Genomic DNA, 25,250 nt, shown 5'->3' on the forward strand with positions numbered 1-25,250 from the left:
CGGCGTCAGTCGTCGCCGACGTGCTCGGCCAGGATCGCCAGGAGGCGGTTCAGCTCCCGGTGGTCCCGTTCGCCGAGCCGCCGCCGGGTGGAGTCGTCGAGCGCGTCGACCAACCGGGCCGCCTCGCGCAGCAGCGCCGCTCCGGTGTCGGTCACCCGGATCGGCGCGGCTCGGCCCCGACCACGGCCGGCGGTCCGCTCGACCAACCCTCGGGCCTCCATCTGGTCCAGCAGTGGGCCCATGCTCTGCGGTGTGGTCAGCACGGCCCGCGCGAGGTCGGCGGAGGTCACGCCGGGCGATTCGGTGAGGACCGCCAGCACGCTGAACTGGCGGGGTGAGAGCCCGGTCGGGGCGAGCGCCGAGGCGAAGCGGCGTTCCAGCCGGCCGGCCAACCGGACCAGGCGGTACTCCAGGAACTCGTCGGGCGGTCGCCCGGGCGTACGGCTCGTCACGGCTCCACCGTACCGAGCGCGGCTGACGTGGCAGCGAGAATCAGTTGCCTGATACTCTGAGTATCAGGCAACTGATTCTTGGGAGGTTCCATGTCCACGACCACCTCGGGCGCGACCGGAGTCGCGCTGCTCCGGTCCACCCGGACGCTCACCCTGGCGGCGGCGCTCTGCCTCGCCGTGCAGCTCTTCGGCAATCTCTACGAGGAACTGGTCAGCAACGTCGCCGTCCTCGCCCGGCCGCAGCCCGGCGAGGCGGTGGGCGCCCTCGACGCCGGCAGCCCGATGTACTACTACCTGCCCTGGGCGCCACTCGGGGTGGTCCTCGTCGCGGTGCTCGCGCACCGGCTCGCCACCCGTGGCGCACCGGGCTGGGTGGTCCGTCGGCTGCGGCTCGCCCTGGCCGCGCTGGCCGTCGCGGTGGCGGCTAAGGCGGTGCTGATCTCCTCGGTGAACCCGCGCTTCCGCGACCCGGCCGAGGACGCCGCGACGCTGCGGGAACTGGCGACACTCTGGGCCGGGATCAACGGGCTGGCGATCGTCGCGGTGGCCGTCGCGTTGACGCTGCTGCTGTCCTGGCGCGCACGGGTCGCCGACCACGGCCCGGTCGCCGCGACCGGCTCGGTCCCCCGCGTCGCGGTCGTCGCAGGAAAGGGCTGAGGCGAGACAGCGACATACTGCCGCGACCTTCGTCCGCCGCGCCGCTACGCTGCCGGCATGTGCCGGTACGCCATGACCTTCTACCGGGTCCACTACGTGTGCGTGCCGTGCCGTCGCAGCCACAAGTACGCCTGGGACGACGCCACCCACCGCTGCGCGTCGTGCCGGCGGCCGATGGTGTTGGCCGGGCACGACTTCGCGGCGCCCCGCCGCCGGAACGACTCCGGCTGGGCGGCGGTCGCGGCGGTGCTCGGGGCGGGCCTGCGGTACGAGGGGTTCGAGGTGTGCGGCTGCGGGCGGGAGCCGAAGTTCCGGCCCCGCACGAGTGCCCAGGTACGGGCGCGGCGGCGGGTCGGCCACCGGCTCGGGGTGTCGGAGGCCGTCGCGCTGGCCGCCCGTGACCCGTACGACGCCAGTTCTTCTGCCCTGAGGCAACTTCGTTGAGGTGAGGGTCCACCGTGCGGTCGGGTGGGAGCCATGCCGCTCCTCCCCTACCGCCCGGTCCTCGCCCAACCCGTGCTGCGCCGGCTGCTCCCCGGGCTCGCGGTCTCCGCGCTCGGCGACGGGCTGGCCCTGGTCGCGGTGACGTGGCTGGCGCTGGAACTCGCGCCGGTCGGGCAGCGCGGCACCTGGACGGCGTTCGCGGTGGCCGCGTACACGTTGCCGGGCGCGGCCGGCGCGGTGCTGTTGGGGCGCGTGCTGGGCGGGCGCAGCGGGGCGCAGCTCGCCGGCTGGGACGCGACGCTGCGGGCACTGGCGTTGGGGGCGATCCCGGTCGCGCACCTCGCCGGGGTGCTGGACGTCGGGCTGTACGTGGCGCTGCTCGCCGCCTCCTCGCTGCTGCACCCGTGGGGGTCGGCCGGCCGGTTCACGCTGGTGGCCGAGCTGCTGCCGGAACGGGATCACCTGGCCGGCAACGCGCTGCTCGGGCTGTTCGGGCAGGCGGCCACCGTGGTCGGGCCACCGTTGGCCGGGCTGCTCATCGCCGGGACGGGCGCGGTGTCGGTGATCGCGATCGACGCGGCCAGTTTCGCGGTGCTGGCGGTCAGCTACCGGCTCGTGGTCCCGGCCGTACGCCGTCGCGCGGGTCGGGCGGCGGGCGTCGGCCCGTCGCGTACCTCCGGTTTCCGGGTCATCGGCCGGGACCGGTCGCTGCTCGGCCTGCTGGCGTTGAGCTGCGGGTTCTTCTTCCTGTTCGGGCCGTTCTACGTGGCCATGCCGGTGCACGTGACCGAGGACCTGCACGCGTCCGCCGCGACGCTGGGCGGCTACTACACCGCGTTCGGCGTCGGGTCGCTGGCCGGTGGGCTGCTCACCGGCCAGCTGCGGGACCGGCCGCTGCGACCCACGCTGCTCGGCATCGTGGTGGCGTTCGGGGCGGCGCTGCTGCCACTGGGTCTGGGCGCGCCGGTCGTGGTGTCGTTGCCGGCGTTCGCGGTGGCCGGTCTGGTCTGGGCGCCCTACCTGCCGACCGCGACCGCGTTGTTCCAGCGGCGGGCCGGCGCGGCGGAGCTGCCCCGGGTGCTGGCCGCCAACGGCGCGGTGGCGGTGCTGGCGGTGCCGCTGGGCACGATGCTGGGCGGCCCGGCGACCGCCGCGCTGGGCGCGCGGCCCACGCTGCTGGTGTGCGCGGTCGGGACCGTCGCGCTGGGTCTGCTCGCGGCCGGGGTGGGCGCGCTGCGCCGGCCCGGTGCCGGTCCGCCGGCCGGGCCGGAGCCGCCGTCGGGGCCGGACCGGTCCGGCCCGGGGACGACCCACCCGGATCGGGTACGCGCCGGAGCGCCCTGATCCCGGTGCAACCGCCGGAGCCGCCACGGGGTGTCGAGGGGTGGACAGCGGACAGCGGGAGGTGGGCATGGACGGCCCCGAGGATTTCGACGCCTTCTACACGGCGACGGCCCGGCGCACGGTGCACCACGTGTACGCGCTCTGCGGCGACCTGGCCGAGGCGCAGGACGTGACGCAGGAGGCGTACGCGCGGGCCTGGCAGCGGTGGTCGACCGTCGGGGCGTACGAGGATCCGGAGGGCTGGGTGCGGATGGTGGCCTGGCGGCTGACCGCGAACCGGTGGCGCGGCCTGCGGCGCTGGTTCGCGGCGCGGGCACGGCTGGGCCGGGAGTCGCCGGTGTCCGGGCCGAACCCGGACCGGGTGGCGGTGCTGGCGGCGTTGCGCCGGCTGCCGGACGCGCAGCGGCTGGTGGTCGTCCTGCACCACCTGCACGACCTGCCGGTGGCGGAGATCGCCCGGAGCACCGGGATGCCGGTCGGGACGGTCAAGTCGTACCTGTCCCGGGCGCGCGCGGCGCTCGCTGTCCTGCTCGACGACCAGAGTGACGAGAAGAAGGAGGAAGCCGATGTCGGCACGCGTTCGTGAGGCGCTGCGGGAGTTGGAGCAGGACGTGGCCGGGCTGCGGTTGAGCCCGTCGACCGAGGTACGCGCGCGGGGCCGGGCCCGGGGCCGGCGACGGACGGTGGCGCTGGCGGGCGTGGCCGCGGTGGCGGTCACCGGCGGGCTGGCGGCGCTGCCGGCGCTGAACGGAGCGCCGGCGCCGGTGGCCGGCGCGGCGGGTACGCCGTCCGCGACGGTGGCCGTCGAGTGCGCGCGGGACGCGCCGCTGCGGCTGGACGTCGTCCTGCGCCCCGGGGCCACCGCGCCGCAGATGGCGGAGGTGAACTACCGGATCGCGCAGGCGCGCGGCGAGACGGGGCTGCGCTGCGGCGGCCAGACGGTGGCGTCGCGGCCGGACCGGGAGGGGCGGTCCGTCCTGTCGGTGGTGCTCGCGACCGGAGAGGACGCCGCGCCGATCCGGGCCGTCGTGGACGGGCTGCCCGGCGTCGAGCGGGTGGTGGTGACCGGCGACCGCTGACCGGGCTCAGGCGGCGAGCGACTGCTCGGCGCGGACCGCGGACGCCTCGGCGCGGGCGATCGGGCCGGTGGGCAGTGCGGCGACCACCGCCCCGACGGCGACGGCCGCGCCGGCGAAGAGGAACGCCCACGGCACGCCGCGGGCGTGGTCGACGATCAGTCCGGCGACCGCGCCGCCGGCCGCGCTCGCCGCGACCGACATGGTCACCACCCAGGTGTACGCCTCGTTGAGCATGCCGGCCGGGGCGATCCGCCCGACGAGCGTGTTCTCCAGCGTGAGTGCGGGCGCGATGGCGGCGCCGCCGAGCACCAGCGCGACGCCGAGCGCGGCCGGGCCGGGCATCACCGCGAAGACGACGAAGCTGGCCGCCACCGCGCCGAGCAGCCAGGCGAACTGGCGGGTCATGTTGGCGGCCGGCTTGCGTACCCCGAAGGTGAAACCACCGGCGGCGCTGCCGATGCCCCAGACGGCGAGCAGCACGCCGGCCAGGCTCTCCGGGTCGGCGGCACCGCTGTTGCCGGCGAAGGCCGGAACGATCACGCCGGACGCGCCGAACGCGACGCCGAGGCTGGCCACGCAGAGCAGCAGCGCGGGGAAGCCACCGACCCGCAGCGGGCCGAGCCCCCGGGCGTGGTGTTCGCGCGGGTGCGGGCGCCAGGCGCGCATCACCCGGCCGAGCGCGACCGATCCGGTGCCGACCAGGGTGACCACGGCGGCGCCGAGCAGCGCCGTGGACGCGTCGGCGAACAGCACGAAGCCGGCCACCAGCAGCGGGCCGAGCACGAAGACGACCTCGAACAGGGAGGTCTCGGCCGCGAGCGCGGTGTTGCGCAGGTGCACGCGCCCGCTGGCCGGCGTGGTCAGATCGTTCCAGGCGCCCCGGATGGCGGCGGTCAGCGGCGGGTACGTGCCACCGGCGACGCCCGCCGCGAGGTAGATCAGGGCGAGGTTGCCGGCGTCGGAGCGGCTGGCGCCGAGCAGCCCGAGCAGCGCCAGCGGGTGGGCCAGCGCGGTGGCCAGCAACACCGGGGTGGGGCCGACCCGGTCGGCGATCCGGCCGGCGATCGGGCTGAGCGCGGCGCCGGAGAGCGCGTAGATGCCGCCGGCGACGGCGGCGAGCGAGTAGCGGCCGGTGACCTGCTCGACCACCAGCAGCAGCGCCAGCGGGGTCATGCCGATCCCGAGCCGCCCGATGATGCCGAGGATCAACAGCATCGGCGCGCCGGGGATCCGCCAGACACCCAGGTACTGGCGCAGCGCGGCCACTGTCGACCTCCAGGGATGTAACGAGTCAGAAGCCTTTCGACCCTAACGCCGACCGGGGGCGATGGGAACGTCCGGCTGCCTCACAGTGGCCCGGCCCACCCGGATCGCGCCAGCGATTTCCGGCATTCCGTCCCGCCGCGGTCATCCGGCGTCGGAGAGTCGGGAGGGAGACCGGGGTCGAGGAGGAGCGGTGAGCCACCCGAGGGGCAGGTTGCTCGGGCTCGTCGCGCTCGCCGCGGCCGTCCCGGTGCTCCAGAACGTGCTGTTCCTGGCGCTGGACTTCCGCAGCGCGGAGGGCCTCTCCCCGCAGGGCTCGGCGGTCTGGCCGTACGACTCGTACAACGACATGCGGTGGCTGCTGGTCTACCACGACTCCTGGCAGGAGTACGCGCTCGGGCTGGTGGTCGCCGTCGGGCTGCGCGGGCTGCTCTGCGCCGGCCTGGTGAGCCTCGCCTGGCCGGCCGAGGCGCCCCGGCCGGACCGGCGGCGGATCCTGCGGCGCAACCTGGGGATCGCGGCGTTGACCGCGGTGATCGTCACCCCGTTCGCCGCGCTCGCCGTCGCCGCCGGCGTGGTGTCGCTCTCCTGGTTCGTGTTCGCCGCGGTGGGGCCGATGCTGCTGCTCGCGCCGTTCCTGCAACGGGCGGCGGTCAACGCCCACGGGTGGCGCGGGCTGCCGTCGGCGGCGCTGGTCGGCTGGTCGCTGGCCGACTTCGTGCTGATCACCGTGGCCGGGGCGGTCGTCTGGCGGGTGCCCGGCTGGTGGACGCTGCTGGTGGCGGCGCTCGCCGGGGCCGCCAACGGGCTGCTGTGGAACCGGTCGGTCCGCGCGGCGTTGCTGCCGTCCCGGGTCCACTGGCCCCGGGTCCCGGTGACCCCGATCGTGGTCGTGCTCGCGCTGGCCATCCCGCTGGCGGCCCAGGTGGTGACGTCGCGTCCGGCCTACCAGGTGAGGACGTTCCGGCCGCCGCTGCTCGACCGGCCGCTGCCCGCCTCGGTCCGGTACGCGGTGATCGTGATCGGCACGCACGACTCGCGGTACGACGGGCGGCCCGCCGTCGACCCGGCGGCGGAGACGTTCTCCTACGCCGGCCCGGACGCCGCCGGTCGGCCGCTGCCGTACACGCCGCAGGACACGCATCGCTCACTGGATTCGAGCGCGGCCCTGCTCGCCCGGCAGGTGGACGCGTTGCACGCCCGGACCGGCCGCCCGGTGGCGCTGCTCGGCGAGAGCGAGGGCGCGATGGTGGGGCGGACCTACCTGCGCGACCGCCCGGACTCGCCGGTCAAGGCACTGCTGATGTTCAGCCCGCTGGTCCGCGCCGCCCGCGTCTACTATCCGCCGGAGGACGCGGCGACGGGCTGGGGGATCGCTCCCGGCTGGCAGTTGCGCGGGATCTTCGCGCTGGTGGCCCGCGTCAGCGGGGGCGGGGACAGCCCTGACGAGCCGTTCATCCACTCGCTGCTGGCGAACGCCCCGTTCTACCGGTTCCAGACCATGTGCCCGGTCCCCGGCGTACGGATGGTCGCCTTCCTGCCGACGGTCAGCGCGACGGAACTCCCGCCCGGCCCGTTCACCCAGATCCCGGTCTACGAGGTGCCCGCCCTGCACGGCGGGCTGCTGGGCCAGCCGGACGTCACCGACCGGGCGATCGACTTCCTGGAGGGCCGGGACGTCCAGCAGCGGCGGTCCGAGTACCCCACGCTGCAACTGCTCGGCGCGGCCTGGCAGGTCCCGGCGCTGGCGGCCACCATCAACCCTATCTGGCGGGGTCAGGTGACGCCGGGCCCGCCGTTCTCCACCGCGCGGCTCTGCGGGCAGTAGCGCTGACGCCCGGACCGGGGCCCGCCGCCGCACATTCCGCCGGAGACAGGGGCTGCCGTACCGATCGGTACGGGGTAGGTTCCTCATCGAATTGAGTCCATGCCAACGGCGGCAGGGTCGCCGCCGGCGTCTACGGAGGTCGGATGAGCGGCACGGCGGGTGCGCCGTCGCGGGTCGAGACAGCGGACCCGTCAGCCCGATGACCGACCCCGCGACGCCCGGCTACCGGGCGCTCTTCCGGCATCCGGTGGCGTCCCGGCTGCTGATCGCCCGGGGCATCTCCGAACTGGGTGACTTCGTCGGGCTCGCCGCGCTGCTGCTGCTCGCCTACGACCAGACCGACTCGGTGCTCGGGCCGGCCGCCGTCTACGCCGCCCGGACGCTGCCCGCGCTGCTGGTCGCGACCGTGTTCAGTGGCTGGCTGGACGTGCCGGCCCGACGCACCATGCTGGTCGGGCTGTCGCTGGCCGGCGCGGCGCTCATCGCCGTACCGGTGGTGGTGCCCGAGCCGCTGCCGGCGATCGTGGCCGCCGGGCTGCTCGGCGCGGTCCGGGCCGGGTATTCGAGCGTGCACGTGGCGGTCACCGCCGAGGCGGTGGCGGCGCCGCTGCGGTTGCCGCTGTTCGGGCTCTCCGCGTTCGCGAACCAGAGCGGCCAGGTGGTCGGCCTGGTCGCCGGCGCGAGCATGACGGTGGCGCTCGGCCCCCGGACGGCCCTGGTGATCGACCTGGTGTCGTTCCTGCTCGCGGCCGTGGTGCTCGCCGGCCTGCCGGTCGGCCGGCAGGAGAGCCGGGGTCCCCGACCGCCCGCCACCGCCGGCCTGCGGATCATCGCCGGTCATCCGGTCCTGCGCGGGGTGGCCCTGCTGACGGTGACCACCGCGCTGTCCGGGGCGCTGCCGGAGACGCTCGCCCCGGACCTGACCGGCGGGGCCTGGCGACCGGTGCTGCTGGCCGCCTCGTCGTTCGGTGGGGCCGTGTTCGTGCTGGTGGTCGGGCGTCGGAGATGGCTCGCCCGGATCGCCGGTCAGGTCCTCGCCACCCGCGCGCTCGGCACCGCGTTCCTGCTGGCCGCCCTGCTGGTGGTGACCGGCGCCCCGCTCTGGGCGCTGGCCGTGGCGAACGCGCTGGTCGGCGCCGGTGGCGGCTGGCTGATCGGCGCGCAGGCGACGTTCGCGCGGTTGGCGCCCCGGGAGCGGATGGGGCAGGTGGAGGCGACCATGGTGGCCGGCAACATCATGCTCTCCGGCGTCGGGATCTTCCTGCTCGGCGGCACCGCCGCGTTGTTCGGTCCGGCCGCGGCCTACCTGGCGGCGGGGCTGCTGCTGCTCGTCGTGGGGCTGTTCACCCGGCTGGACCGGATTCCCGAACCGGCCTGAGACCGGCCCCGTCGGGAGGCGGCCCGAACGCGACTCCGCCCGCGTCCGGGGCCGGACGCGGGCGGAGGTGACGGACGGACGGGTCAGCGCTGGAACTGCACCGGCCCGGAGTTGCGGGCCATCTGCTCCAGCCGGGCCACCCGCTGCTCCATCGGCGGGTGGGTGGCGAACATCGCGGCGATGCCGCCGCCCCGCTTGAACGGGTTGTCGATCATCAGGTGCGCGGTGCTGGCGAGCTGACCCTGCGGCGCGAGCGGGCGGGCCTGCGTACCCATGTGGATCTTCTTCAGCGCGCTGGCCAGGGCCAGCGGGTCGCGGCTCAGCTCCGCGCCGGACTGGTCGGCCTGGTACTCCCGGCTGCGGCTGATCGCCAACTGGATCACGGTAGCCGCGATCGGGCCGAGAATCAGGGTGAGCAGCAGCACCGCCGGGTTCGGGCCGTCCTCGTCGTCCGAGGAGCCCAACGGGATGAACCAGGCGATGTTCGCCAGCATGGTGATGATGCCGGCCAGACCGGCCGCCACGCTGGAGATCAGGATGTCCCGGTTGTAGACGTGGGACAGCTCGTGCCCGATCACGCCGCGCAGCTCCCGGTAGTCCAGGATCTCCACGATGCCCTGCGTGACGCAGACCGCCGCGTGCTCCGGGTTACGCCCGGTGGCGAACGCGTTCGGCTGCGACGTCGGGCTCACGTAGAGCCGGGGCATCGGCTTGCCTGCCTGCGTGGACAGCTCCCGCACCATGCGGTACAGCTCGGGGAACTGGGCCTCGCTGACCGGCTGCGCCTTCATCGAACGCAGCGCCAGCTTGTCGGAGTAGAAGTAGGTCACGCCGTTCATCACCAACGAGACGAGCACGGCGATGACGAGACCGCCGCTACCGCCGAACCAGTAGCCGACCGCGAGGATCAGCGAGGTCAACAGGCCGAGCAGCGCTGCGGTCTTGAGACGGTTGTGATGCACGATCGCTCCTTCGGTGCCGCGGGACCACACGGGAACCCGCTGACCGGTCCAACACACCGGTACCCGTCAACCATCCGGCTCATGGCTGAAAGTTGACTGGGGATTCCTGTGCGCCCGCTGAACCGACCGCCCACCCGGGCAGGAACCGGTCAGCGGGCCGCCACGTCCAGCACGAGCTGCGGCGCGACCCCGATCACCACGGCCGCCACGGTGGCCACCCCGAGCGCGACCGCCACCGCGCGGGCCGGTCGGGCCGCGGCGACGCCGCTCGGCACCCCGTAGAGCGACGCCGTCACCCGCAGGTAGTACGCCAGGCCCAGCACCGCGTTCAACGCCACCACCAGGGCCAGCCAGCCGGCGTGCCCGGCCAGCAGCGACCGCACCACCGTCACCTTGGCGAACAGCCCGGCCAGCCCCGGCGGCAGCCCGGCCAGCCCGATCAGCGCCAACGCGAACGCGCCACCCACCCACGGGTGCCGCCGCGCCGCGCCGCGCAGGTCGGCGAGCGTGCCGCCGTCACCGTCCGCCGGCCGCAACGCCACCACCGCGGCGAACGCGGCCAGCTCCAGCAGCACGAAGAACACGGCGTACGCGACCGCTGCCGCGTACGCCGTGGCGCGGGCGTCCGGGGTGCGCCCGGCGGCCAACGCCAACGCGCCCAGCGGGGCCAGAATGTAGCCCGCCTGGGCCACCGACGACCAGGCCAACAACCGCACGGTACGCCGCTGGCGCAGCGCCACCAGGTTGCCCACGGTCATCGTCAGCACCGCCAGCAACGCCAGCACCGGACCCGTCACCCCACCCGGCAGCGCCCGCTGCACCACCGCCAGCAACGCCACCACGCCGCCCAGCTTCGACGCGGTCGACAGGTACGCGGCCACCGGCAGCGGCGCGCCGTCGTAGGTGGCCGGCGCCCAGGCGTGGAACGGCACCGCGGCGACCTTGAACGCCAGCCCGGCCACCACCAGCGCCACCGCGACAGTGGTCAGCGGCAGGTCGGTCAGGTCGTCCCGCGCCGCCAGGGTGGCGCCGAGCCGGTCCAGGTGCAGGCTGCCGGTGACCGCGTAGAGCAACGCCGCGCCGAGCAGCGTCACCGTGGTGGCGACCACGCTTACCACGAAGAACGTCACCGCCGCCTCGGCCCCGGCCAGGCTCGCCCGGCGCAGCCCGACCAGCACGTACAACGGCAGCGTCAACGTCTCCAACGCCACGATCAGCGTGATCAGGTCACCGGCCGCGCCGAGCACCACGCCGCCGGTCATCGCGCAGGCGAGCAGGAAGCAGTACTCGCCGGCCGGCGTGCGCCCGGCGCGCAGCAGCGGACCGGAGATCGCCAGCACGCCGAGCGTGAGCAGTGCGATCACCACCGCCGCCAATGCCGCCCGACCGTTCCACACCCAGGAGCAGTCCGCGTCGACGCAGAACGTGCGCCGGGTGCCGGCCGCGCTCACCAGCGCCGCACCGGCCGCGGTGCCGGCCGCGCCGAGCGCCGCCACCGCCACCGTCACCGCCCGACGGGCCACCAGCAGGTCCACCAGGAGCACCAGGATCGCGGTGCCGGCGGCCAGGTAGCCCGGCAGCAACGCCACGTTGTCGACGCTCTGCACCAGACTCATGGCACGACCCCCAGCAGCGCCTCCACCGGGCCGGAAGCGTAGGACAGGACCAACGCCGGGGCCAGGCCGACCGCCAGCGCCAGCAGCACCAGCGGCGCCCAGGCGGTCAGCTCCGCGCCGGCCAACCCCGGCCCGAGCGGGGCCACCGCCGGGGAGGGCCGGCCGTGGGTGACCCGGCGCAACAACCGCAACAGGTACGCGGCGGCCAGCGCGCCGCCCAGCGCGGCCAGCACCGCCAGCGTCAGCCACAGCGGGCCGCCCCGCCGCACGGCCGCCACCACCGCGAACGCCTCACCCCAGAAGCCGGCCAGACCGGGCAGCCCCAGCGAGGCGACCGCCGCGAAGCCCAGCAGCCCGGCCAACCGGGGCGCGGTCTCCCGCAACCCGGACAGCTCGGCCAACGAACCGGTGTGCGTCCGGTCCTTGACGGCCCCGGCCAGGAAGAACAGCAGCCCGGTGAGCACCCCGTGGGCGATGTTGCCGATCAGCGCCGCCTGGAGGCCGGTGGCGGTGAGCGTGGCCACCCCCAGCAGCACGAAGCCCATGTGCCCCACGCTCGAATACGCGATCAGCCGCTTCAGCTCGTCCTGCGCCAGGCAGACCAGGCCACCGATCAGAATGGCCGCGACGGCGAGCGCGCCGAGCACCGGCGACGCCCAGCGGGCCCCCTCCGGGGCCACCCCCACCGCCACCCGGATCAGCCCGTAGGTGCCCATCTTGAGCAGCACCCCGGCCAGGATCACGCTGCCCACGGTCGGTGCCTGGGTGTGCGCGTCGGGCAGCCACGAGTGCAGCGGCCAGAGCGGGCTCTTCACCGCGAACGCCAACGCCAACAGCGTGAACGCGGCGAGCTGGGTGCTCCGCGACAGGCCGGCGCCGCCGGTCAACGTGACCAGGTCGGCGGTGCCCGCGGCGGCCACCACGACGTAGACGCCGACCAGCAGCAACACCGAACCGAACAGCGTGTAGAGCGCGAACTTGCGGGCCGCCCGCCGCCGGTCGTCGCCGCCCCAGCCGGCGATGATCGCGTACATCGGCAGCAGGACGACCTCGAAGAAGAGGAAGAACAGCACCAGGTCCAGCGCCAGGAACGTGCCGAGGATGCCCACCTCGACCACCAGCAGCAACGCCACCAGCGCCCGCCCGCTGCCGCCGCCGGCCGGCACCCGCCACCACGTGTAGCCGCAGCAGAGCAACGTGAGCAGCGCGGTCAGCACCACCAGCGGCCAGGAGATACCGTCCACGCCCAGGTGGAAGCGCAGGTCGAGGCCCGGCACCCAGGGCACGTCGAGCCGGTGCCACGGCTGCACCGCCGGGCGCGGACCGTACCCGAACCAGCCGTGCTCGCCGCCGACCAGCGGCAACGTCGCCAGCAGCGTCAAGGCGGCGGCGACGGTGCCGACCAGCCGGCCGGCCCGGTCACCCGGCACGGCGGCGGTCGCCACCGCGCCCAGCGCCGGGACCGCGAGCACGGCCACCAGCAGAACCTGCCCGAACGTCATGAGGTGACTCCGATCAGGGCGACCGCCAGGCCGATCAGCAACGCACCGGCCAGCACGCCGGCCGCCGCGCGGGGCAGCGCCGCCCGGTGCAGCGCGGCCAGCCCGCCGCCCGCCTCCACCGCCGCCCGGCCGGCGCCCTCGACCAGGCCGTCCACGCCCAACTCGTCGCCGGCCCGCACGGCCCGCGCCAACGCGCCGGTCGGGCGTACGACCAGGGCGTGCTGGACGTCGTCGAGCCGGAACGCCCGGGCGAACACCGGACGCAGCGGACCCAGGAAGCGGGCCGGGTCGGCGGCCGGGTCCCGACGCCAGCCGGCCCAGGCCCCGCCCGCGCCGGCCACCAGCAGCAGGAACGGCAGGATCAGGTTCGGCGCCAGGTGCACCAGCTCGACCGCCTCGCCGGAGGCGTCACCCGGCACCCGCAGGCGGTCGGCGAACCAGGGCGCGAACGCGGCCAGCCCCAGCAGCGCCGCCGGGACCGCCAACAGCAGCACCGGCAGACGCAGCGATGCCGACGGATCGTGCGGCCGGAGCAGCGGCGTACGGGTCACGCCGAAGAACACGCGCAGCAGCAGGCGGGTCGCGTACCAGGCGGTGACCGCCACCCCCAGCAGCCCGGCCAGCCAGACCAGCCAGCCCACCCACGGCGCGGTCGGGCCGGCGTCGTCGAGCGCGGCGGCCTCGGCGGCGGCCAGCACGCCGTCCTTGCTCCAGAAACCGGACAGCGGCGGCACCCCGGCCAGCGCGCCGAGCCCCACCAGCATGCACCAGAACGTGACCGGCATGGCGGCGCGCAGGCCACCCATCCGGGACATCAGCGTGGTGCCCACCGCGTGGATCACCGCACCGGCGGCGAGGAACAGCAGCGCCTTGAACGCGGCATGGGTGAGCAGGTGGAACAGCGCGGCGGCCGGCGCGCCGACCGCCAGCGCGCCGGTCATGTACCCGATCTGGGAGACCGTCGACCAGGCCAGCACCCGCTTGAGGTCGTCCTGGGCGGTGGCCGCGAACGCGCCCAGCAGCATCGTGACCGCCGCCATCACGCCCAGCACGGCGAGCGCGGCCGGGGCCCGTTCGAACAGCGGGAACAGCCGGGCCACCGCGTAGACCCCGGCGGCCACCATGGTCGCGGCGTGGATCAGCGCGGAGACCGGCGTCGGGCCGGCCATCGCGTCCGGCAGCCAGGTGTGCAGCGGGAACTGGGCGCTCTTGCCGGCCACGCCGGCCAGCAGCAGCAGACAGGCCGCGGTCAGCGTGCCGGTGCCGTAGTCGTGCGCCAGCACGTCGGCGATCCGGAAACTGCCCGCGCCCACGCCGAGCAGCGCGATGCCGAGCAGGAAGCCCACATCACCCACGCGGGTGACCAGGAACGCCTTCACCGCCGCGCCGGGCGCCTCCGGCAGCCGCCGGTCGTGGGCGATGAGCAGGTACGAGCAGATGCCCATCACCTCCCAACCGACCAGCAGCATGATCAGGTCACCGGAGACCACCACGGTCAGCATGGCGGCGGTGAAGAGGCTGAGCTGCGCCGCGTACGGCGGGTAGCGGTGGTCCACGTCCACGTCGTCGTGCGGCCCGCGACGCAGGTAACCGGTCGAGTAGACCTGCACGGCCAGCGCCACCATGGTGACCGCGGTGGCGACCAGCACGGCCACGCCGTCCAGCCGCAGGCCCAGCGTGACCCGCAGCCCGCCCACCTCGACCCAGGTGGTCGCCGCCTCCACCGGCCCGTCCACACGGACCAGCAACGCCAGCGCGGCCAGCGACGCCACCGCCGCGCCGGTCACCCCCAGCCCGACCGCCAGCTTCCGGGCCGGCGCCCGGTCCCCGTGCGACGCGGGCGGCAACAGCAGCCCGAGCAGGCCGGCGACCAGCGGCGCGGCCGGCAGCACCGCCGCCAGCCAGACCGTCGACGCGCTCATCGGGCCGCGCCTTCCGAGGACCGCTCGGCCAGCGGGACGTCGTCGACCGTGACGCTGGCCCGCAGCCGGTAGAGCTGGAGCACGATGGCCAGCCCGACGCCGATCTCGGCGGCGGCCAGCACGATCACGAACAGCGCGAACACCTGCCCGGAGTGCGGCAACGCGGCCCGGACCGTGGTGTCCGCGGTGACCAGCACCAGGTTGACCGCGTTCAGCATCAACTCCACCGCCATCAGCACCAGCACCGCGTTGCGGCGTCGCAGCACGCCGTACACGCCGAGGCCGAACAGCAGCGCGGCGGTGACGTACGGGATGACCGGCCTCACCGGCGCCCGCCCTCGTCGGCGGCTGCGGCGGCCGGTTCCAGACCGGCTCCCGGATCGGACTCGCCGGCCGGCCCGGATTCGTCGGCCGGCCCGGTGCCCGCGGCCGGACCGGTGGTGTCGGCCGGCCCGGTGCCCGCAGCCGGACCGGTGGTGTCGACGGGCCCGGTCGGGCGGCCGATGTCCGGGCGGGAGAGCACGATCGCGCCGACCAGCGCGGCCAGCAGCAGCACCGAGAGCACCTCGAACGGCAGCACCCAGGAGCGGAACACCTGCTCGCCGAGGCGCTCGGCGGTCCCCGCCGCCGGCAGCTCCACCCGCGACCACCGGAACGCGTCGACAAGCAGCACGGCCAGGCCGAGGCCGCTGCCGGCGCCGACCAGCGCGGCCGGCCAGCCGGGCCGGTCCAGGTCGTCCGAGGGGCCGATCGGGGCCCGGGTCAGCATCACCGCGAACAACAGCAGCACCACCACCGCGCCCACGTAGATCAGCACCTGCACCCAGGCCACCAGCTCGGCGGTGAGCACCAGGTAGTTGCCGGCCAGCGCGCCCAGGCACACCACCAGCCACAGCCCGGCCCGGACCAGGTGGCGGGTGCCCACCACCAGCGCACCCGCGCCCACCGCCACCGCGCCGAGCGCGAGCAGCAGCACGTCCGCACCGGTCATGAGGCTGCGCCTCCGCCCGGGGAGTCGGCGTCGTCGGAGCGTACCCGGGTCGGGGCCGGCCGGGCGGCGGGCGCGGCGGCCTTGCGGGCGGCGGTGGTCTCCTCCTTCGAGGGGTCGCCGAGCGGGTCGTGGGCCGGCGGCGGCGGTACGGTGCCCATCCACTCGCCCAGGTGGTCCTTGTCGTGCAGCAGGTCCTTGATGTCGTACTCGGCGTACTCGAACTCGGGCGACCAGTAGAGCGCGTCGAACGGGCAGACCTCGATGCAGATGCCGCAGTACATGCAGAGCGAGAAGTCGATGTCGAACTTGTCGAGCACGTTGCGCTGCCGGGGGCGGGCGGCGCCGGGCACCGCCACCTCCTCCTTGTGCGAGTCGATGTAGATGCACCAGTCCGGACACTCGCGGGCGCACAGCATGCAGACCGTGCAGTTCTCCTCCAGCAGCGCGATCACGCCACGGGAGCGGGGCGGCAGCTCGGGCGCCACGTCCGGGTACTGCTGGGTGGTCGACCGGCGGGTCATCGTCTTCAACGTGACCGCCAGGCCCTTCACCAGCCCGCCGCCGGGCACTCCACCGTGCTCGCTCATGCCGCCCATCCTGCCCTGTGCCCCCGGCGCGCGCGACCACCACCCGACTCTTGGCGGCGCTATCGTGAGCGCGGGGAGAACGACACACCGGGAAGGGCCTACCGATGACCGCCGCGCTGGAGAGCGACCACCCGCCGGAGCGCGAGTGGACGACCGACGATCTGGACGCGCTGCCGGATGACGGTCGCCGCCGTGAACTGCTCGATGGAGTGCTGCTCATGTCCCCCTCCCCCACCCGGATGCACCAGAGCATCGCGATGTTGCTCGGCGTCGCGCTCGACGAGGATTGCCCCGACGGGTACGACGTGACCCAGGCGGTCGGCGTGCGGATCAACCGCACCCGCTCCTTCATCCCGGACGTGCTGGTCACCACCGCGGCAGCCGCCGCCCGCGAGCCGTCCCGGTACGAGCCGCACGAGGTGGTGCTCGCCGTGGAGATCGTCTCGCCCAGCACCCGGACCATCGACCGGGTGCTCAAGCCGGCGCTCTACGCGCAGGCCGGCATCCCGTTCTACTGGCGGATCGAGATCGAGGACGACAGCCTCGTGGTCTACACCTACAAGATCGATCCGGTGCACGAGGTCTACACGGAGACCGGTCGGTGGACCAAGTTCGTCGACACCGGCGAGCCGTTCCCGGTGAACCTGCCGATCAGCCGGATCACGCCCCGCCGGGTGTGAGCGGCGGCAACATCTCCACACCGAGCTGCTGGAGCACCTGGAACAGCTCGTTGACGCTCCACATGTCCACGATCCGCCCGGCGTCGTCGAAGCGCAGGAACGACGCGCCGGAGTAGCTGGCCACCCGCCCGGTCGGCGGCACCGGACCGAACTGCCCGGCCTGGGTGCCGGCCGCCCGCCAGTGCACCGCGACCCGTCCGTCGCCGGCCACCAGCTCGACGATCTTGTAGCGCAGGTCCGGGAAGGACGCCCGCCGGTCCCGGTGCCCGGCCAGCACCGCCGCCGGCCCGGCGCCGCCCAGCCCGGGGCACTCCGGGGCCACCAGCTCGTACGCGCTCTCCTCTCGGCCGGCGTTCCACACGTCGGCGATGAAACGTCGGGCCGCCGCCTCCAGATCGGTCACGGCTGGCAGCCTATGCCGGCCCGACGGCACCCGGCCCGCCGGGACGGACCGGCGCGACGGTCTCCGCCGCTCCAACGGTCGTGGCGGCCATCTCCGCCGCCCCAACGGTCGTGGCGGCCATCTCCGCCGCTCGAACTGCCGGGGCCGGTCCGAGCGACCATGATGGGAGGCGACGACAACCTGGGAGGTGGGCGTGGGCGGCAGCGACGACGAGATCCTCGACCGGACCGGCGGCAAGTACGTGGAACCGGGCGGCGAGTTCACCCGCGACCAGCGATACATCGCGACCCGGATCACCGCCGACGGACGGGACGGCTGGCCGGCGGAACCGGGCCGCTACCGGCTGGCGGTCAGCCGGGCCTGCCCGTGGGCGAACCGGCTGATCATCGTGCGCCGGCTGCTCGGGCTGGAGGACGCCATCTCGCAGGCCGTGGCCGGCCCCACGCACGACAAGCGGAGCTGGACGTTCGACCTCGACCCCGGCGGCAAGGACCCGGTGCTCGGCATCGAGCGGCTCGCCGACGCCTACTTCGCCCGCTTCCCCGGCTACGAGCGGGGCATCACCGTGCCGGCGCTGGTCGACGTGCCCACCGGCCAGGTGGTGACCAACGACTACGCGCAGATGAGCCTGGACCTGTCCACCGAGTGGACCGCGTACCACCGGCCGGGCGCGCCGGAGCTGTACCCGGAGCCGCTGCGCGCCGAGATCGACGAGGTCAACAAGGTCGTCTTCGCCGACGTCAACAACGGCGTCTACCGGTGCGGCTTCGCCGGCAGCCAGGAGGCGTACGACAAGGCGTACCAGCGGCTTTTCGGCCGGCTGGACTGGCTGAGCGAGCGGCTGACCGGCCAGCGTTACCTGGTCGGCGACACGATCACCGAGGCGGACGTGCGGCTGTTCACCACGCTGGCCCGCTTCGACCCGGTCTACCACGGGCACTTCAAGTGCAACCGGCAGAAGCTGAGCGAGATGCCGGTGCTCTGGGCGTACGCCCGGGACCTGTTCCAGACGCCGGGCTTCGGCGACACGATCGACTTCGACCACATCAAGCGGCACTACTACGAGGTCCACCGGGACATCAACCCGACCGGCATCGTGCCGCTCGGCCCGGACCTGTCGAACTGGCTGACCCCGCACGGCCGCGAGGACCTGGGCGGTCGCCCCTTCGGCGACGGCACCCCACCCCCGCCTCCGCCCCCCGCCGAGCGCGTGGACCCCGCCCACACTCCCCTCCACTGACCCACCTCACCCGCCTCGCCTCGCGATCTTGCACTTTCACGGAAAGAGTGGCTATTCCAGCCTCATTAGCCACGCTTTCCGTGAAAGTGTGCGCGGGGCCCGCACGGGGCGCGGGGCGCGGTGGGCGCGAGGCGCGGCCCGCACGGGGCGCGGCCCACACGGCGCGCGCATGGGCGCGGTCCGAATGGGCGCTGGCGCGGGGCTACAGCGCCAGGCGGACGGCGACGGTGAGGACGAGCTGGGCCAGCGCGAGGGGGACCAGGACCAGCCAGCAGAGGCGTTGGAGCTGGTCCTCGCGGAGCCGGGGGTAGCTCACCCGCAGCCAGATGATCACGAACGCCACGGCGAACACCTTGAGCAGCGTCCACAGCCAGCCGAGCTGCGCGTCGGCGAACGGGCCCTGCCAGCCGCCGAGGAACAGCACCGTGGTCAGCGCCGCGATCACCACGATGCCGACGTACTCGGCGAGCAGGAAGAACGCGAAGCGCAGGCCGGTGTACTCGGTCATGTAGCCGAAGACCAACTCGGAGTCGGCCACCGGCATGTCGAACGGTGGGCGACGGATCTCGGCCAGCCCGGCCACGAAGAAGATCACCATGGCCGGCGCCTGCCAGAGCAGCCACCACGGCCGCCACGCCTCGACGATGCCGCTCAGGCTCAGCGTGCCGGCTGCCATCGCCACCGAGGCGGCGGCCAACACCAGCGGCAGCTCGTAGCCGAGCAACTGGGCCGCGCCGCGCAGCCCGCCGAGGAGGCTGTACTTGTTGGCCGACGCCCACGCCGACATGAGCACCGCCAGCACTCCGATGCCCACCACGGCGAGCACGAAGAACAGGCCGATGTCCAGCGGCTGGGCGACCAGGCCCGCGGGGCCGAGCGGAATGACCAGCAGCACCAGCAGGTACGGCACCAGCGCCACCGCCGGCGCCAGCCGGAACACCGGCCGGTCCGCCTCGCGCGGGGTGACGTCCTCCTTCTGCACGAACTTGATGCCGTCCGCGACGAGCTGCGCCCAGCCGTGGAAGCCGCCCGCGTACATCGGGCCGAGCCGGCCCTGCATGTGCGCCATGACCTTGTGTTCGGCCTGGCCGACGATCAGCGGCAGGGTGAGGAACGCGACCAGCACGCCGGCCACCCGCAGGACCAGCTCCAACCAGTCCGGCATCAGTCCTCCCCCGCCTCGACGCCGGAGCCCGCGTCTGGCCGGGCCGGGCCGGCGGACCGGTCGTCCGCCGGTTCCTGCCGCGGCGGACCGGTCGGTCGCTCCCCCGGCAGCGGGCGCCCGAGCGGGCCGGGTTCCGCCGGCGGCGGGGCGGGTTCCCGCCGGGCCGGGCCGGTCGGCCGGGACGCGCCCGGGACCGGACGAGCCTCGGGGCCCGGCCGCGTCCCACGCCCAGCAGAGGCCGGAGGCGCGGGGCGCTCGCCGGAGGCCGGAGGTACAGGGCTCTCGCCGGAGGCCGGAGGTACAGGACGCTCACCGGAGGCCGGAGGCGCGGGGCGCTCGCCCGGCGTCGGGCGTCCGCCCGCCTCCGGACGCGACGGACGCTCACCGGAGGTCGGAGGCGCGGGGCGTTCGCCGGACGCGGGGCGCGCCGGACGCTCACCCAGGGCCGGGCGAGGTGGGCGCTCGCGGGCCGGGCGGGCCGGCGTACCGCCGCGTGGGCCCTCGCCGACGCCGGCCGCGCCGGCCGGCGTGGGCGTCGTGCCCCACTCCCCCGGCGCGGGCACGCCCGGCGGCCGGATCGGCCGGCGACCGCCGCCCGCCTCCGACTCGCCCGGCTCCTTCGCGCCCGGCCACGGCTTCGCCACGCGGGAGGCCAGCACGAACTCCTTGCGCAGCGGGTGCCCCTCGAACTCCGGCGGGAGCAGCAGTGGCCGCAGCTCGCCGTGCCCGGCGAAGTCGATGCCGAACATCTCGTGGGTCTCCCGCTCGTGCCAAGCCGCGCCGGGGAAGACGTCGACCACCGAGGCCACGACCGGCGTGTCCCGGGGGACCCGGGTGCGCAGCAGCAGCCCGTGCCGGTGCCGCACCGACCAGAGGTGCACCACCACGTCGAAGCCGTCGGCCAGCTCGTCCACCGCCGACAGCCAGTCGAGGAAGTCGCAGCCCAGCTCGGCGTCGTCGCGCGCCGCGCGCACCGCGTCCGCCCAGCTCGCCGGCGGTACGTCGACGGTGGCGCGGGCGTACCCCTGACCGCCGGAGACCGACGCGGCGGCCTCGACGGGCGCGAGCAGCGCGACCACGCGGCGGCCGACCTCTTCCGGAGTCATGCGCTGATCCTATGGCCGGCAGCTCCCGGCCGGGTCGGGCCGTCCGGGCCCGGTTCGCCGCTTTGCCGAGCGGGCGGCCGGCCGGCCGGGAAAGATGAGGGCCGTGCGCGCTGTGACTGTGAACCCCGGTGTCCCGGACTCGCTGCGGCTCACCGAGGACTGGCCCGAGCCGGCGCCCGAGGAGGGCGCGATCCTGGTCGAGGCGCTGGCGGTCGGCGTCTGCGGGACCGACCAGGAGATCATCGCCGGGGAGTACGGCGAGGCGCCGCCGGGTCAGGAGCGCCTGGTGCTCGGGCACGAGTCGCTGGGCCGGGTGCTGGAGGACCCGACCGGCACGCTGCGCCCCGGTGACCTGGTGGCCGGCGTGGTCCGCCGCCCCGACCCGGTGCCCTGCGCGAACTGCGCGGTGGACGAGTGGGACATGTGCCGCAACGGGCGGTACACCGAGCACGGCATCAAGGGGTTGCCCGGCTTCGCCCGGGACCGCTGGCGGCTGCCGCCCAAGTTCGCCGTCGGGCTGGACCCGGCGCTGGAGTCGGTGGGCATGCTGCTGGAGCCGACGAGCGTGGTGGCGAAGGCGTGGGACCACATCGAGCGGATCGGCCGCCGGGCCGAGTGGAAGCCGAAGACCGCGCTGATCACCGGTGCCGGGCCGATCGGCCTGCTGGCCGCGCTGCTGGCCAGCCAGCGTGAGCTGTCCGTGCACGTGCTGGACCGCAACACCACCGGCCCGAAGCCGGACCTGGTCCGCGCGCTCGGCGCGACGTACCACACGTCGACGGTGGCCGAGCTGGACCTCGCACCGGACGTGGTGGTCGAGTGCACCGGCGCGCCGCCGGTGGTGCTGGAGGCGATGTGCAAGGCCGCGCCGAACGGCATCGTCTGCCTGACCGGGGTGTCCAGCGGCGGCCGGACCATCGACTTCGACGCCGGCGCGCTCAACCGGGAGCTGGTGCTGGAGAACAACGTGGTGTTCGGGTCGGTCAACGCGGGCCGCCGGCACTGGGAGCTGGCCGCCGAGGCGCTCGCCCGTGCCGACCGGTCCTGGCTGACCTCGCTGGTCACCCGCCGGGTGCCGGTCTCCGCGTACCGGGAGGCGTACGCGTCGACCGGCGACGACATCAAGGTGGTGCTGGACTTCGCGCAGTGAGCCGGGTGCCGGCTCAGATCCCGGGCAGCCGGCCGTTGCGGAACAGGTCCACGAAGAGCTGGTGGTCCTCGCGGGCCCGGATGCCGTACCGGTGGGCGAAGTCGACCAGGTAGTCGACGAAGCCGTCGGCGTCGGCGTCCACGGCCGCGACGATCGACTCCTCGGTGGAGTAGTCGACCAGGTCGTGGCTGGACTCGTCGTCGGCCACCGAGTGCATCCGGGCCACCGCCCGGCCCAGGTCGGTGAGCACCCCGGCCAGGTCCTCGGGCTCGTTCACGTCGGCCCAGTCGAGGTCCGCCGCGTACGGGGAGACCTCGGCGACGAGCTGGCCGACGCCGTCCAGCTCGGTGAAGCCCAGCCACGGGTCGGCGTGCGCCTGCAACGCCCGCTGCGACTCGGCGGTGCGGTGCCCCTGGTGCCGGAAGTACGACCGGACCCGCTCGTCGTCGATGTGCCGCGCCACGGCCGGCACCTGGGCCTGCTTCATGTAGATGACGACGTCGTTCTCCAGCGCCTCGGTGTGCCCCTCCAGCAACAGGTTGTACGACGGCAGCCCGGCCGAGCCGATGCCGACGCCCTTGCGCAGCACCACGTCCTTGATGGTGGTCGCCACCGGGCGCAGCCGGGCGCTCGACTCCGGCAGGGTGTGCAGGTAGTCGCCGAACGCGGCGCAGACCCGCTCCCGGGTGGCGGCGTCGATCTCGTGCACGCCGTCGCCGAGCGAGAACCGCCGCTCGTAGTTGTCGACGGTGGTCTGCGCGGCGAGCAGGTCCACCCGGGTGCTGAGTCGGGCCTGCTGGAGCACCCGACGCAGCACGCCGTCGGCGTTCTCCAGCGTGATCGAGCCGATCGCGTCGTCCCCGCCGGTGGCGATCGCCCGCAGCTCGGTCAGGTACGACCGGGCGAAGCCGGTCACCAGCTCGCCGATCACCCGGTCGGAGAGCGCCTTGGCGTAGCCGAGCAGGGCCACGCTGGCGGCCAGCCGCTTCAGGTCCCAGGTGAACGGCCCGACGTACGCCTCGTCGAAGTCGTTGACGTTGAACACGAGCCGGCCGGAGGCGTTCATGTACGTGCCGAAGTTCTCGGCGTGCAGGTCGCCGTGGATCCACACCCGGCTGGTCCGGTCGTCGAGGAACCGGTCGCTGACGAAGTCGCCGCGCTGGTCGGCGTAGAACAGCGCGGCGCTGCCGCGGTAGAACGCGAACGGCGAGGCGGCCATCTTGCGGAACTTCCGGCGGAATGCCGCCGGGTCGATCGCCATGGACGCGCCGAACTCCTCGGTCAGCACGTCGACGATGTAGGCGGAACGCTTCTCCGCAGAGTCGGTCATGGTCCGCAGGCTAGCCCCGCCGCGCCACCGGAGCGGGTCAGCCGATCGGGGGACGCACCGGGGGCGCGGTCAGCGCCTCGACCGGGCGGGGGACCACGTCCGCCGGGGAGGCGAGCGGGTCCGGGCGGGGCACGCCGCCGAGGCCGGACTGCTCGGCGGCGATCTTCTCCTGGAGGCGGAGGATCCCGTGCAGCAGCGCCTCCGGGCGGGGCGGGCAGCCGGGCACGTAGACGTCGACCGGGATGAGCTGGTCGACGCCCTTGGTCACCGAGTAGGAGTCCCAGTACGGGCCGCCGCAGTTGGAGCAGGCGCCGAACGAGATCACGTACTTCGGCTCGGGCATCTGGTCGTAGAGCCGCTTGACCGCCGGGGCCATCTTGTCGGTGACCGTGCCGCTGACCACCATGAGGTCGGCCTGCCGGGGGCCGTGGGCGAACGGGATCACGCCGAGCCGCATGAAGTCGTGGCGGCCCATGCTGGTCGCGATGAACTCGATGGCGCAGCAGGCCAGGCCGAAGTTGAACACCCAGAGCGAGTAGCGACGGCCCCAGTTCAGCACGAACCGGATCGGCTCACCGAGCACGGCCGGCAACTGCACCTGACTCTCCCTCCACGGTCCCCGAACCGACAGTCAACCACAGCGTCCGGGGCCCGGACCGGCCGCCGGCCACCGCCGCTGTCCCCGACCGGACAGTCGGCACCCGCCGGTACGGCAACGGCCGCAACCCGTACCGGCGTCCGGACGTGTGACCGGTGTGACCGCGCCGGCGGCATGCTCACGGGGAGGACCGGATGACAGTGACGAGGGAGCCGCGGCTCGACGAGCCGCCGCCCGAGGAGACCACGAGGCGCCCGGCCGGAGCGGGGCCGGTCGACTTCGACGGTCTCTACCATGCGCACTTCCGGTCGCTGACCGTTCAGCTCACCGCCTACTGCGGTGACCTGGCCCAAGCGCAGGACATGGTGCAGGAGGCGTTCTGCCGGGCGTTCGCGCGCTGGTCCCGGGTGTCCCGCTACGACGATCCTCACTCCGACCCGGGACGTCGCGATGATCGCGACGGGAGGCCGGATCTCGGTGAACGTCGGCGACGGCCGGGATGAGCTCGCCGATCGGGTCGGCTTCGCCGCCCGTTTCCGTTCCGCCTCGGGCTCGCTGCGCAACCCGGTGCCCTACGTCCAAGACGACCAGGCCCGGGCCGCCATCACCGCGGCGGCATCGGTGACACTGTCCCGCCAGGACGACGGCTCGTACCTGGGCCGGCTGCCGGTCACGGTGCGGTGGGCCGGTGACGCCGGGCACGACTACCTGCTGGCCCGGTCCGTCGGGCTCCCGGCCGGGGTGCTGGTCTGGGCACCGATCCGCAGGACGCGCCGAGCGACCTCACCAGCTTCATCGTGCCGGGCGGGCGTCTCATGGCCGGTGAGCAGCGGAGCTTCGACGTGCTGCTCTACGCGGAGCCGGGCACGGCAGCCCGGCTCCCTCGGCACCGTCACGTTCCAGCTCAACACCCAGTGGGACGCCCTCACGGTGCCCGACGCCGCCCCGGCGGACAACGCCGCCTCGTTCACCGTGACGGTGGCCGACCCGGCCTGACCCCGGAGCAGGCGCGCGCTGCGGCGACGCGGGTGGCCCGGCCGGCGTGGTGCCGGCCGGGCCACGGGTCCCTGCTATCCGGTGCGTACGTGATCAGGAGGCGCGGGTGAAGGTGCTGTTGACCCCGCCGGTCAGGGTGAACTGGTTCTGCTGGGCGTTGACGGTGATCAGCACATTGGTGAACGTGTAGCTGACGCACATCACCTGACCGTTGAGGACCCCTTCGGAGGCCGCGGTCCGGTACTGGCCGGTCATCACCAGGCCGGCGCCGTCGACCACGTTGATGTCCTTGATGGTCAGGTCACCGCAGGTGCCGACCGGTGCGCCGTGCGCGCCGTCCTCCCGGATGCTCAGCACGTTGCCGTAGTTGTTGTACCAGGTCCCCAGGAGGGCGGGTCCCACGGCCGCGCTGGCCGGCGACGGCACGGCCAGCACCCCGGCGGAGGCGGCCAGGCCGATGGCGGCCAGGGTGGACCCGGATCCGATCGTTCGCTTCAACCGCATGTGGCATTTCCCTTCGACGTTCCGGATGCGGAGTTCCCCGCGACATCGAGTCT

Annotated in this window: 26 protein-coding genes and 1 pseudogene; 12 read left to right on the forward strand and 15 right to left on the reverse strand. The window is 74.3% G+C overall.

What is annotated here, in order from left to right; all coding sequences use genetic code 11:
- Positions 1-5 precede the first annotated feature (5 nt).
- Positions 6-452 carry a MarR family winged helix-turn-helix transcriptional regulator gene (locus ACZ6O5_RS04780; protein ID WP_465974462.1) on the reverse strand — a complete coding sequence of 149 codons (447 nt, stop codon included), beginning with the start codon at positions 450-452 and terminating at the stop codon, positions 6-8.
- 90 nt (positions 453-542) lie between these two features.
- Between ACZ6O5_RS04780 and ACZ6O5_RS04785 the strand changes: the two genes are divergently transcribed.
- The 5 genes from ACZ6O5_RS04785 (at position 543) to ACZ6O5_RS04805 (ending at position 3,976) form a co-directional block, all read left to right on the forward strand.
- Complete coding sequence (locus ACZ6O5_RS04785) at positions 543-1,109, forward strand: hypothetical protein (protein ID WP_465974463.1); 567 nt, start codon at positions 543-545, stop codon at positions 1,107-1,109.
- Positions 1,110-1,166: 57 nt separating this feature from the next.
- Complete coding sequence (locus ACZ6O5_RS04790) at positions 1,167-1,553, forward strand: hypothetical protein (protein ID WP_465974464.1); 387 nt, start codon at positions 1,167-1,169, stop codon at positions 1,551-1,553.
- Positions 1,554-1,586: 33 nt separating this feature from the next.
- Positions 1,587-2,897, forward strand: coding sequence for an MFS transporter (locus tag ACZ6O5_RS04795; protein ID WP_465974465.1), 1,311 nt, complete (start codon positions 1,587-1,589; stop codon positions 2,895-2,897).
- Between the two features lie 67 nt (positions 2,898-2,964).
- Positions 2,965-3,483, forward strand: coding sequence for a SigE family RNA polymerase sigma factor (locus tag ACZ6O5_RS04800; RefSeq protein ID WP_465975026.1), 519 nt, complete (start codon positions 2,965-2,967; stop codon positions 3,481-3,483).
- Entirely contained in the window at positions 3,464-3,976 is a 513-nt protein-coding gene (locus tag ACZ6O5_RS04805; RefSeq protein ID WP_465974466.1) for a hypothetical protein, read from the forward strand. Before ACZ6O5_RS04800 ends, ACZ6O5_RS04805 begins: the two co-directional genes overlap by 20 nt.
- A gap of 6 nt (positions 3,977-3,982) precedes the next feature.
- On the opposite strand, the gene ACZ6O5_RS04810 is transcribed toward ACZ6O5_RS04805, so the two are convergent.
- Positions 3,983-5,242, reverse strand: a complete 1,260-nt coding sequence (locus ACZ6O5_RS04810; protein ID WP_465974467.1) for an MFS transporter — start codon at positions 5,240-5,242, stop codon at positions 3,983-3,985.
- A 190-nt stretch (positions 5,243-5,432) separates the two neighbouring features.
- Here ACZ6O5_RS04810 and ACZ6O5_RS04815 point away from each other — a divergent pair, with 190 nt between their 5' ends.
- Both ACZ6O5_RS04815 and ACZ6O5_RS04820 read left to right on the forward strand, forming a co-directional pair.
- On the forward strand, positions 5,433-7,067 hold the full coding sequence (locus tag ACZ6O5_RS04815; protein WP_465974468.1) for a hypothetical protein: 1,635 nt from the start codon (positions 5,433-5,435) through the stop codon (positions 7,065-7,067).
- A gap of 199 nt (positions 7,068-7,266) precedes the next feature.
- Complete coding sequence (locus tag ACZ6O5_RS04820) at positions 7,267-8,445, forward strand: MFS transporter (protein WP_465974469.1); 1,179 nt, start codon at positions 7,267-7,269, stop codon at positions 8,443-8,445.
- Positions 8,446-8,528: 83 nt separating this feature from the next.
- Here ACZ6O5_RS04820 and htpX read toward each other — a convergent pair whose 3' ends face one another.
- From htpX to ACZ6O5_RS04855, 7 genes are all read right to left on the reverse strand, one after another.
- Entirely contained in the window at positions 8,529-9,407 is an 879-nt protein-coding gene (htpX, locus tag ACZ6O5_RS04825; protein ID WP_281938157.1) for a zinc metalloprotease HtpX, read from the reverse strand.
- A 149-nt stretch (positions 9,408-9,556) separates the two neighbouring features.
- Positions 9,557-11,023, reverse strand: a complete 1,467-nt coding sequence (locus tag ACZ6O5_RS04830; protein ID WP_465974470.1) for an NADH-quinone oxidoreductase subunit N — start codon at positions 11,021-11,023, stop codon at positions 9,557-9,559.
- Complete coding sequence (locus ACZ6O5_RS04835; protein WP_281938161.1) at positions 11,020-12,525, reverse strand: complex I subunit 4 family protein; 1,506 nt, start codon at positions 12,523-12,525, stop codon at positions 11,020-11,022. Before ACZ6O5_RS04835 ends, ACZ6O5_RS04830 begins: the two co-directional genes overlap by 4 nt.
- Complete coding sequence (locus tag ACZ6O5_RS04840) at positions 12,522-14,447, reverse strand: NADH-quinone oxidoreductase subunit 5 family protein (RefSeq protein ID WP_465974471.1); 1,926 nt, start codon at positions 14,445-14,447, stop codon at positions 12,522-12,524. Before ACZ6O5_RS04840 ends, ACZ6O5_RS04835 begins: the two co-directional genes overlap by 4 nt.
- Positions 14,444-14,773, reverse strand: coding sequence for an NADH-quinone oxidoreductase subunit NuoK (gene nuoK, locus ACZ6O5_RS04845; RefSeq protein WP_357298130.1), 330 nt, complete (start codon positions 14,771-14,773; stop codon positions 14,444-14,446). The genes ACZ6O5_RS04840 and nuoK overlap by 4 nt, the downstream gene beginning before the upstream one ends.
- On the reverse strand, positions 14,770-15,438 hold the full coding sequence (locus ACZ6O5_RS04850) for an NADH-quinone oxidoreductase subunit J family protein (protein ID WP_465974472.1): 669 nt from the start codon (positions 15,436-15,438) through the stop codon (positions 14,770-14,772). Before ACZ6O5_RS04850 ends, nuoK begins: the two co-directional genes overlap by 4 nt.
- Positions 15,435-16,025 (reverse strand): NuoI/complex I 23 kDa subunit family protein, encoded by a 591-nt coding sequence (locus tag ACZ6O5_RS04855; RefSeq protein WP_107157406.1) that lies wholly within the window; start codon positions 16,023-16,025, stop codon positions 15,435-15,437. The genes ACZ6O5_RS04850 and ACZ6O5_RS04855 overlap by 4 nt, the downstream gene beginning before the upstream one ends.
- Positions 16,026-16,129: 104 nt before the next feature.
- Between ACZ6O5_RS04855 and ACZ6O5_RS04860 the strand changes: the two genes are divergently transcribed.
- Positions 16,130-16,705 (forward strand): Uma2 family endonuclease, encoded by a 576-nt coding sequence (locus ACZ6O5_RS04860; protein WP_465974473.1) that lies wholly within the window; start codon positions 16,130-16,132, stop codon positions 16,703-16,705.
- Here ACZ6O5_RS04860 and ACZ6O5_RS04865 read toward each other — a convergent pair.
- Positions 16,686-17,108, reverse strand: a complete 423-nt coding sequence (locus ACZ6O5_RS04865; RefSeq protein WP_465974474.1) for an ester cyclase — start codon at positions 17,106-17,108, stop codon at positions 16,686-16,688. The genes ACZ6O5_RS04860 and ACZ6O5_RS04865 overlap by 20 nt on opposite strands.
- A 193-nt stretch (positions 17,109-17,301) precedes the next feature.
- On the opposite strand from ACZ6O5_RS04865, the gene ACZ6O5_RS04870 reads away from it, so the two are divergent.
- Positions 17,302-18,348: a glutathione S-transferase family protein gene (locus ACZ6O5_RS04870; RefSeq protein ID WP_465974475.1), complete on the forward strand. Its 1,047-nt coding sequence runs from the start codon at positions 17,302-17,304 to the stop codon at positions 18,346-18,348.
- A 202-nt stretch (positions 18,349-18,550) separates the two neighbouring features.
- Here the strand turns inward: ACZ6O5_RS04870 and nuoH are convergent, their stop codons facing one another.
- Both nuoH and ACZ6O5_RS04880 read right to left on the reverse strand, forming a co-directional pair.
- On the reverse strand, positions 18,551-19,513 hold the full coding sequence (gene nuoH / locus ACZ6O5_RS04875; RefSeq protein WP_343445002.1) for an NADH-quinone oxidoreductase subunit NuoH: 963 nt from the start codon (positions 19,511-19,513) through the stop codon (positions 18,551-18,553).
- Positions 19,514-20,022: 509 nt separating this feature from the next.
- A pseudogene (locus ACZ6O5_RS04880) lies at positions 20,023-20,619 on the reverse strand (NADH-quinone oxidoreductase subunit C); the annotation flags it as partial.
- Positions 20,620-20,722: 103 nt separating this feature from the next.
- Between ACZ6O5_RS04880 and ACZ6O5_RS04885 the strand changes: the two are divergent.
- The gene (locus ACZ6O5_RS04885) at positions 20,723-21,769 is read left to right on the forward strand and encodes a glucose 1-dehydrogenase (protein WP_465974476.1); all 1,047 of its coding nucleotides are present in this window, start codon (positions 20,723-20,725) and stop codon (positions 21,767-21,769) included.
- Positions 21,770-21,782: 13 nt separating this feature from the next.
- Here the strand turns inward: ACZ6O5_RS04885 and ACZ6O5_RS04890 are convergent, their stop codons facing one another.
- Both ACZ6O5_RS04890 and ACZ6O5_RS04895 read right to left on the reverse strand, forming a co-directional pair.
- Complete coding sequence (locus ACZ6O5_RS04890) at positions 21,783-23,099, reverse strand: DUF2252 domain-containing protein (RefSeq protein WP_465974477.1); 1,317 nt, start codon at positions 23,097-23,099, stop codon at positions 21,783-21,785.
- Positions 23,100-23,136: 37 nt separating this feature from the next.
- Positions 23,137-23,697, reverse strand: a complete 561-nt coding sequence (locus tag ACZ6O5_RS04895) for an NADH-quinone oxidoreductase subunit B (RefSeq protein ID WP_465974478.1) — start codon at positions 23,695-23,697, stop codon at positions 23,137-23,139.
- Between the two features lie 194 nt (positions 23,698-23,891).
- Here ACZ6O5_RS04895 and ACZ6O5_RS04900 point away from each other — a divergent pair, with 194 nt between their 5' ends.
- Both ACZ6O5_RS04900 and ACZ6O5_RS04905 read left to right on the forward strand, forming a co-directional pair.
- Positions 23,892-24,200 (forward strand): SigE family RNA polymerase sigma factor, encoded by a 309-nt coding sequence (locus tag ACZ6O5_RS04900; protein ID WP_465974479.1) that lies wholly within the window; start codon positions 23,892-23,894, stop codon positions 24,198-24,200.
- Positions 24,148-24,693, forward strand: a complete 546-nt coding sequence (locus ACZ6O5_RS04905; protein WP_465974480.1) for a hypothetical protein — start codon at positions 24,148-24,150, stop codon at positions 24,691-24,693. The genes ACZ6O5_RS04900 and ACZ6O5_RS04905 overlap by 53 nt, the downstream gene beginning before the upstream one ends.
- A 93-nt stretch (positions 24,694-24,786) precedes the next feature.
- On the opposite strand, the gene ACZ6O5_RS04910 is transcribed toward ACZ6O5_RS04905, so the two are convergent.
- Positions 24,787-25,197, reverse strand: coding sequence for a hypothetical protein (locus ACZ6O5_RS04910; protein WP_465974481.1), 411 nt, complete (start codon positions 25,195-25,197; stop codon positions 24,787-24,789).
- Positions 25,198-25,250 lie beyond the last annotated feature (53 nt).

The sequence above is a fragment of the Micromonospora sp. NPDC049201 genome (assembly GCF_055586805.1).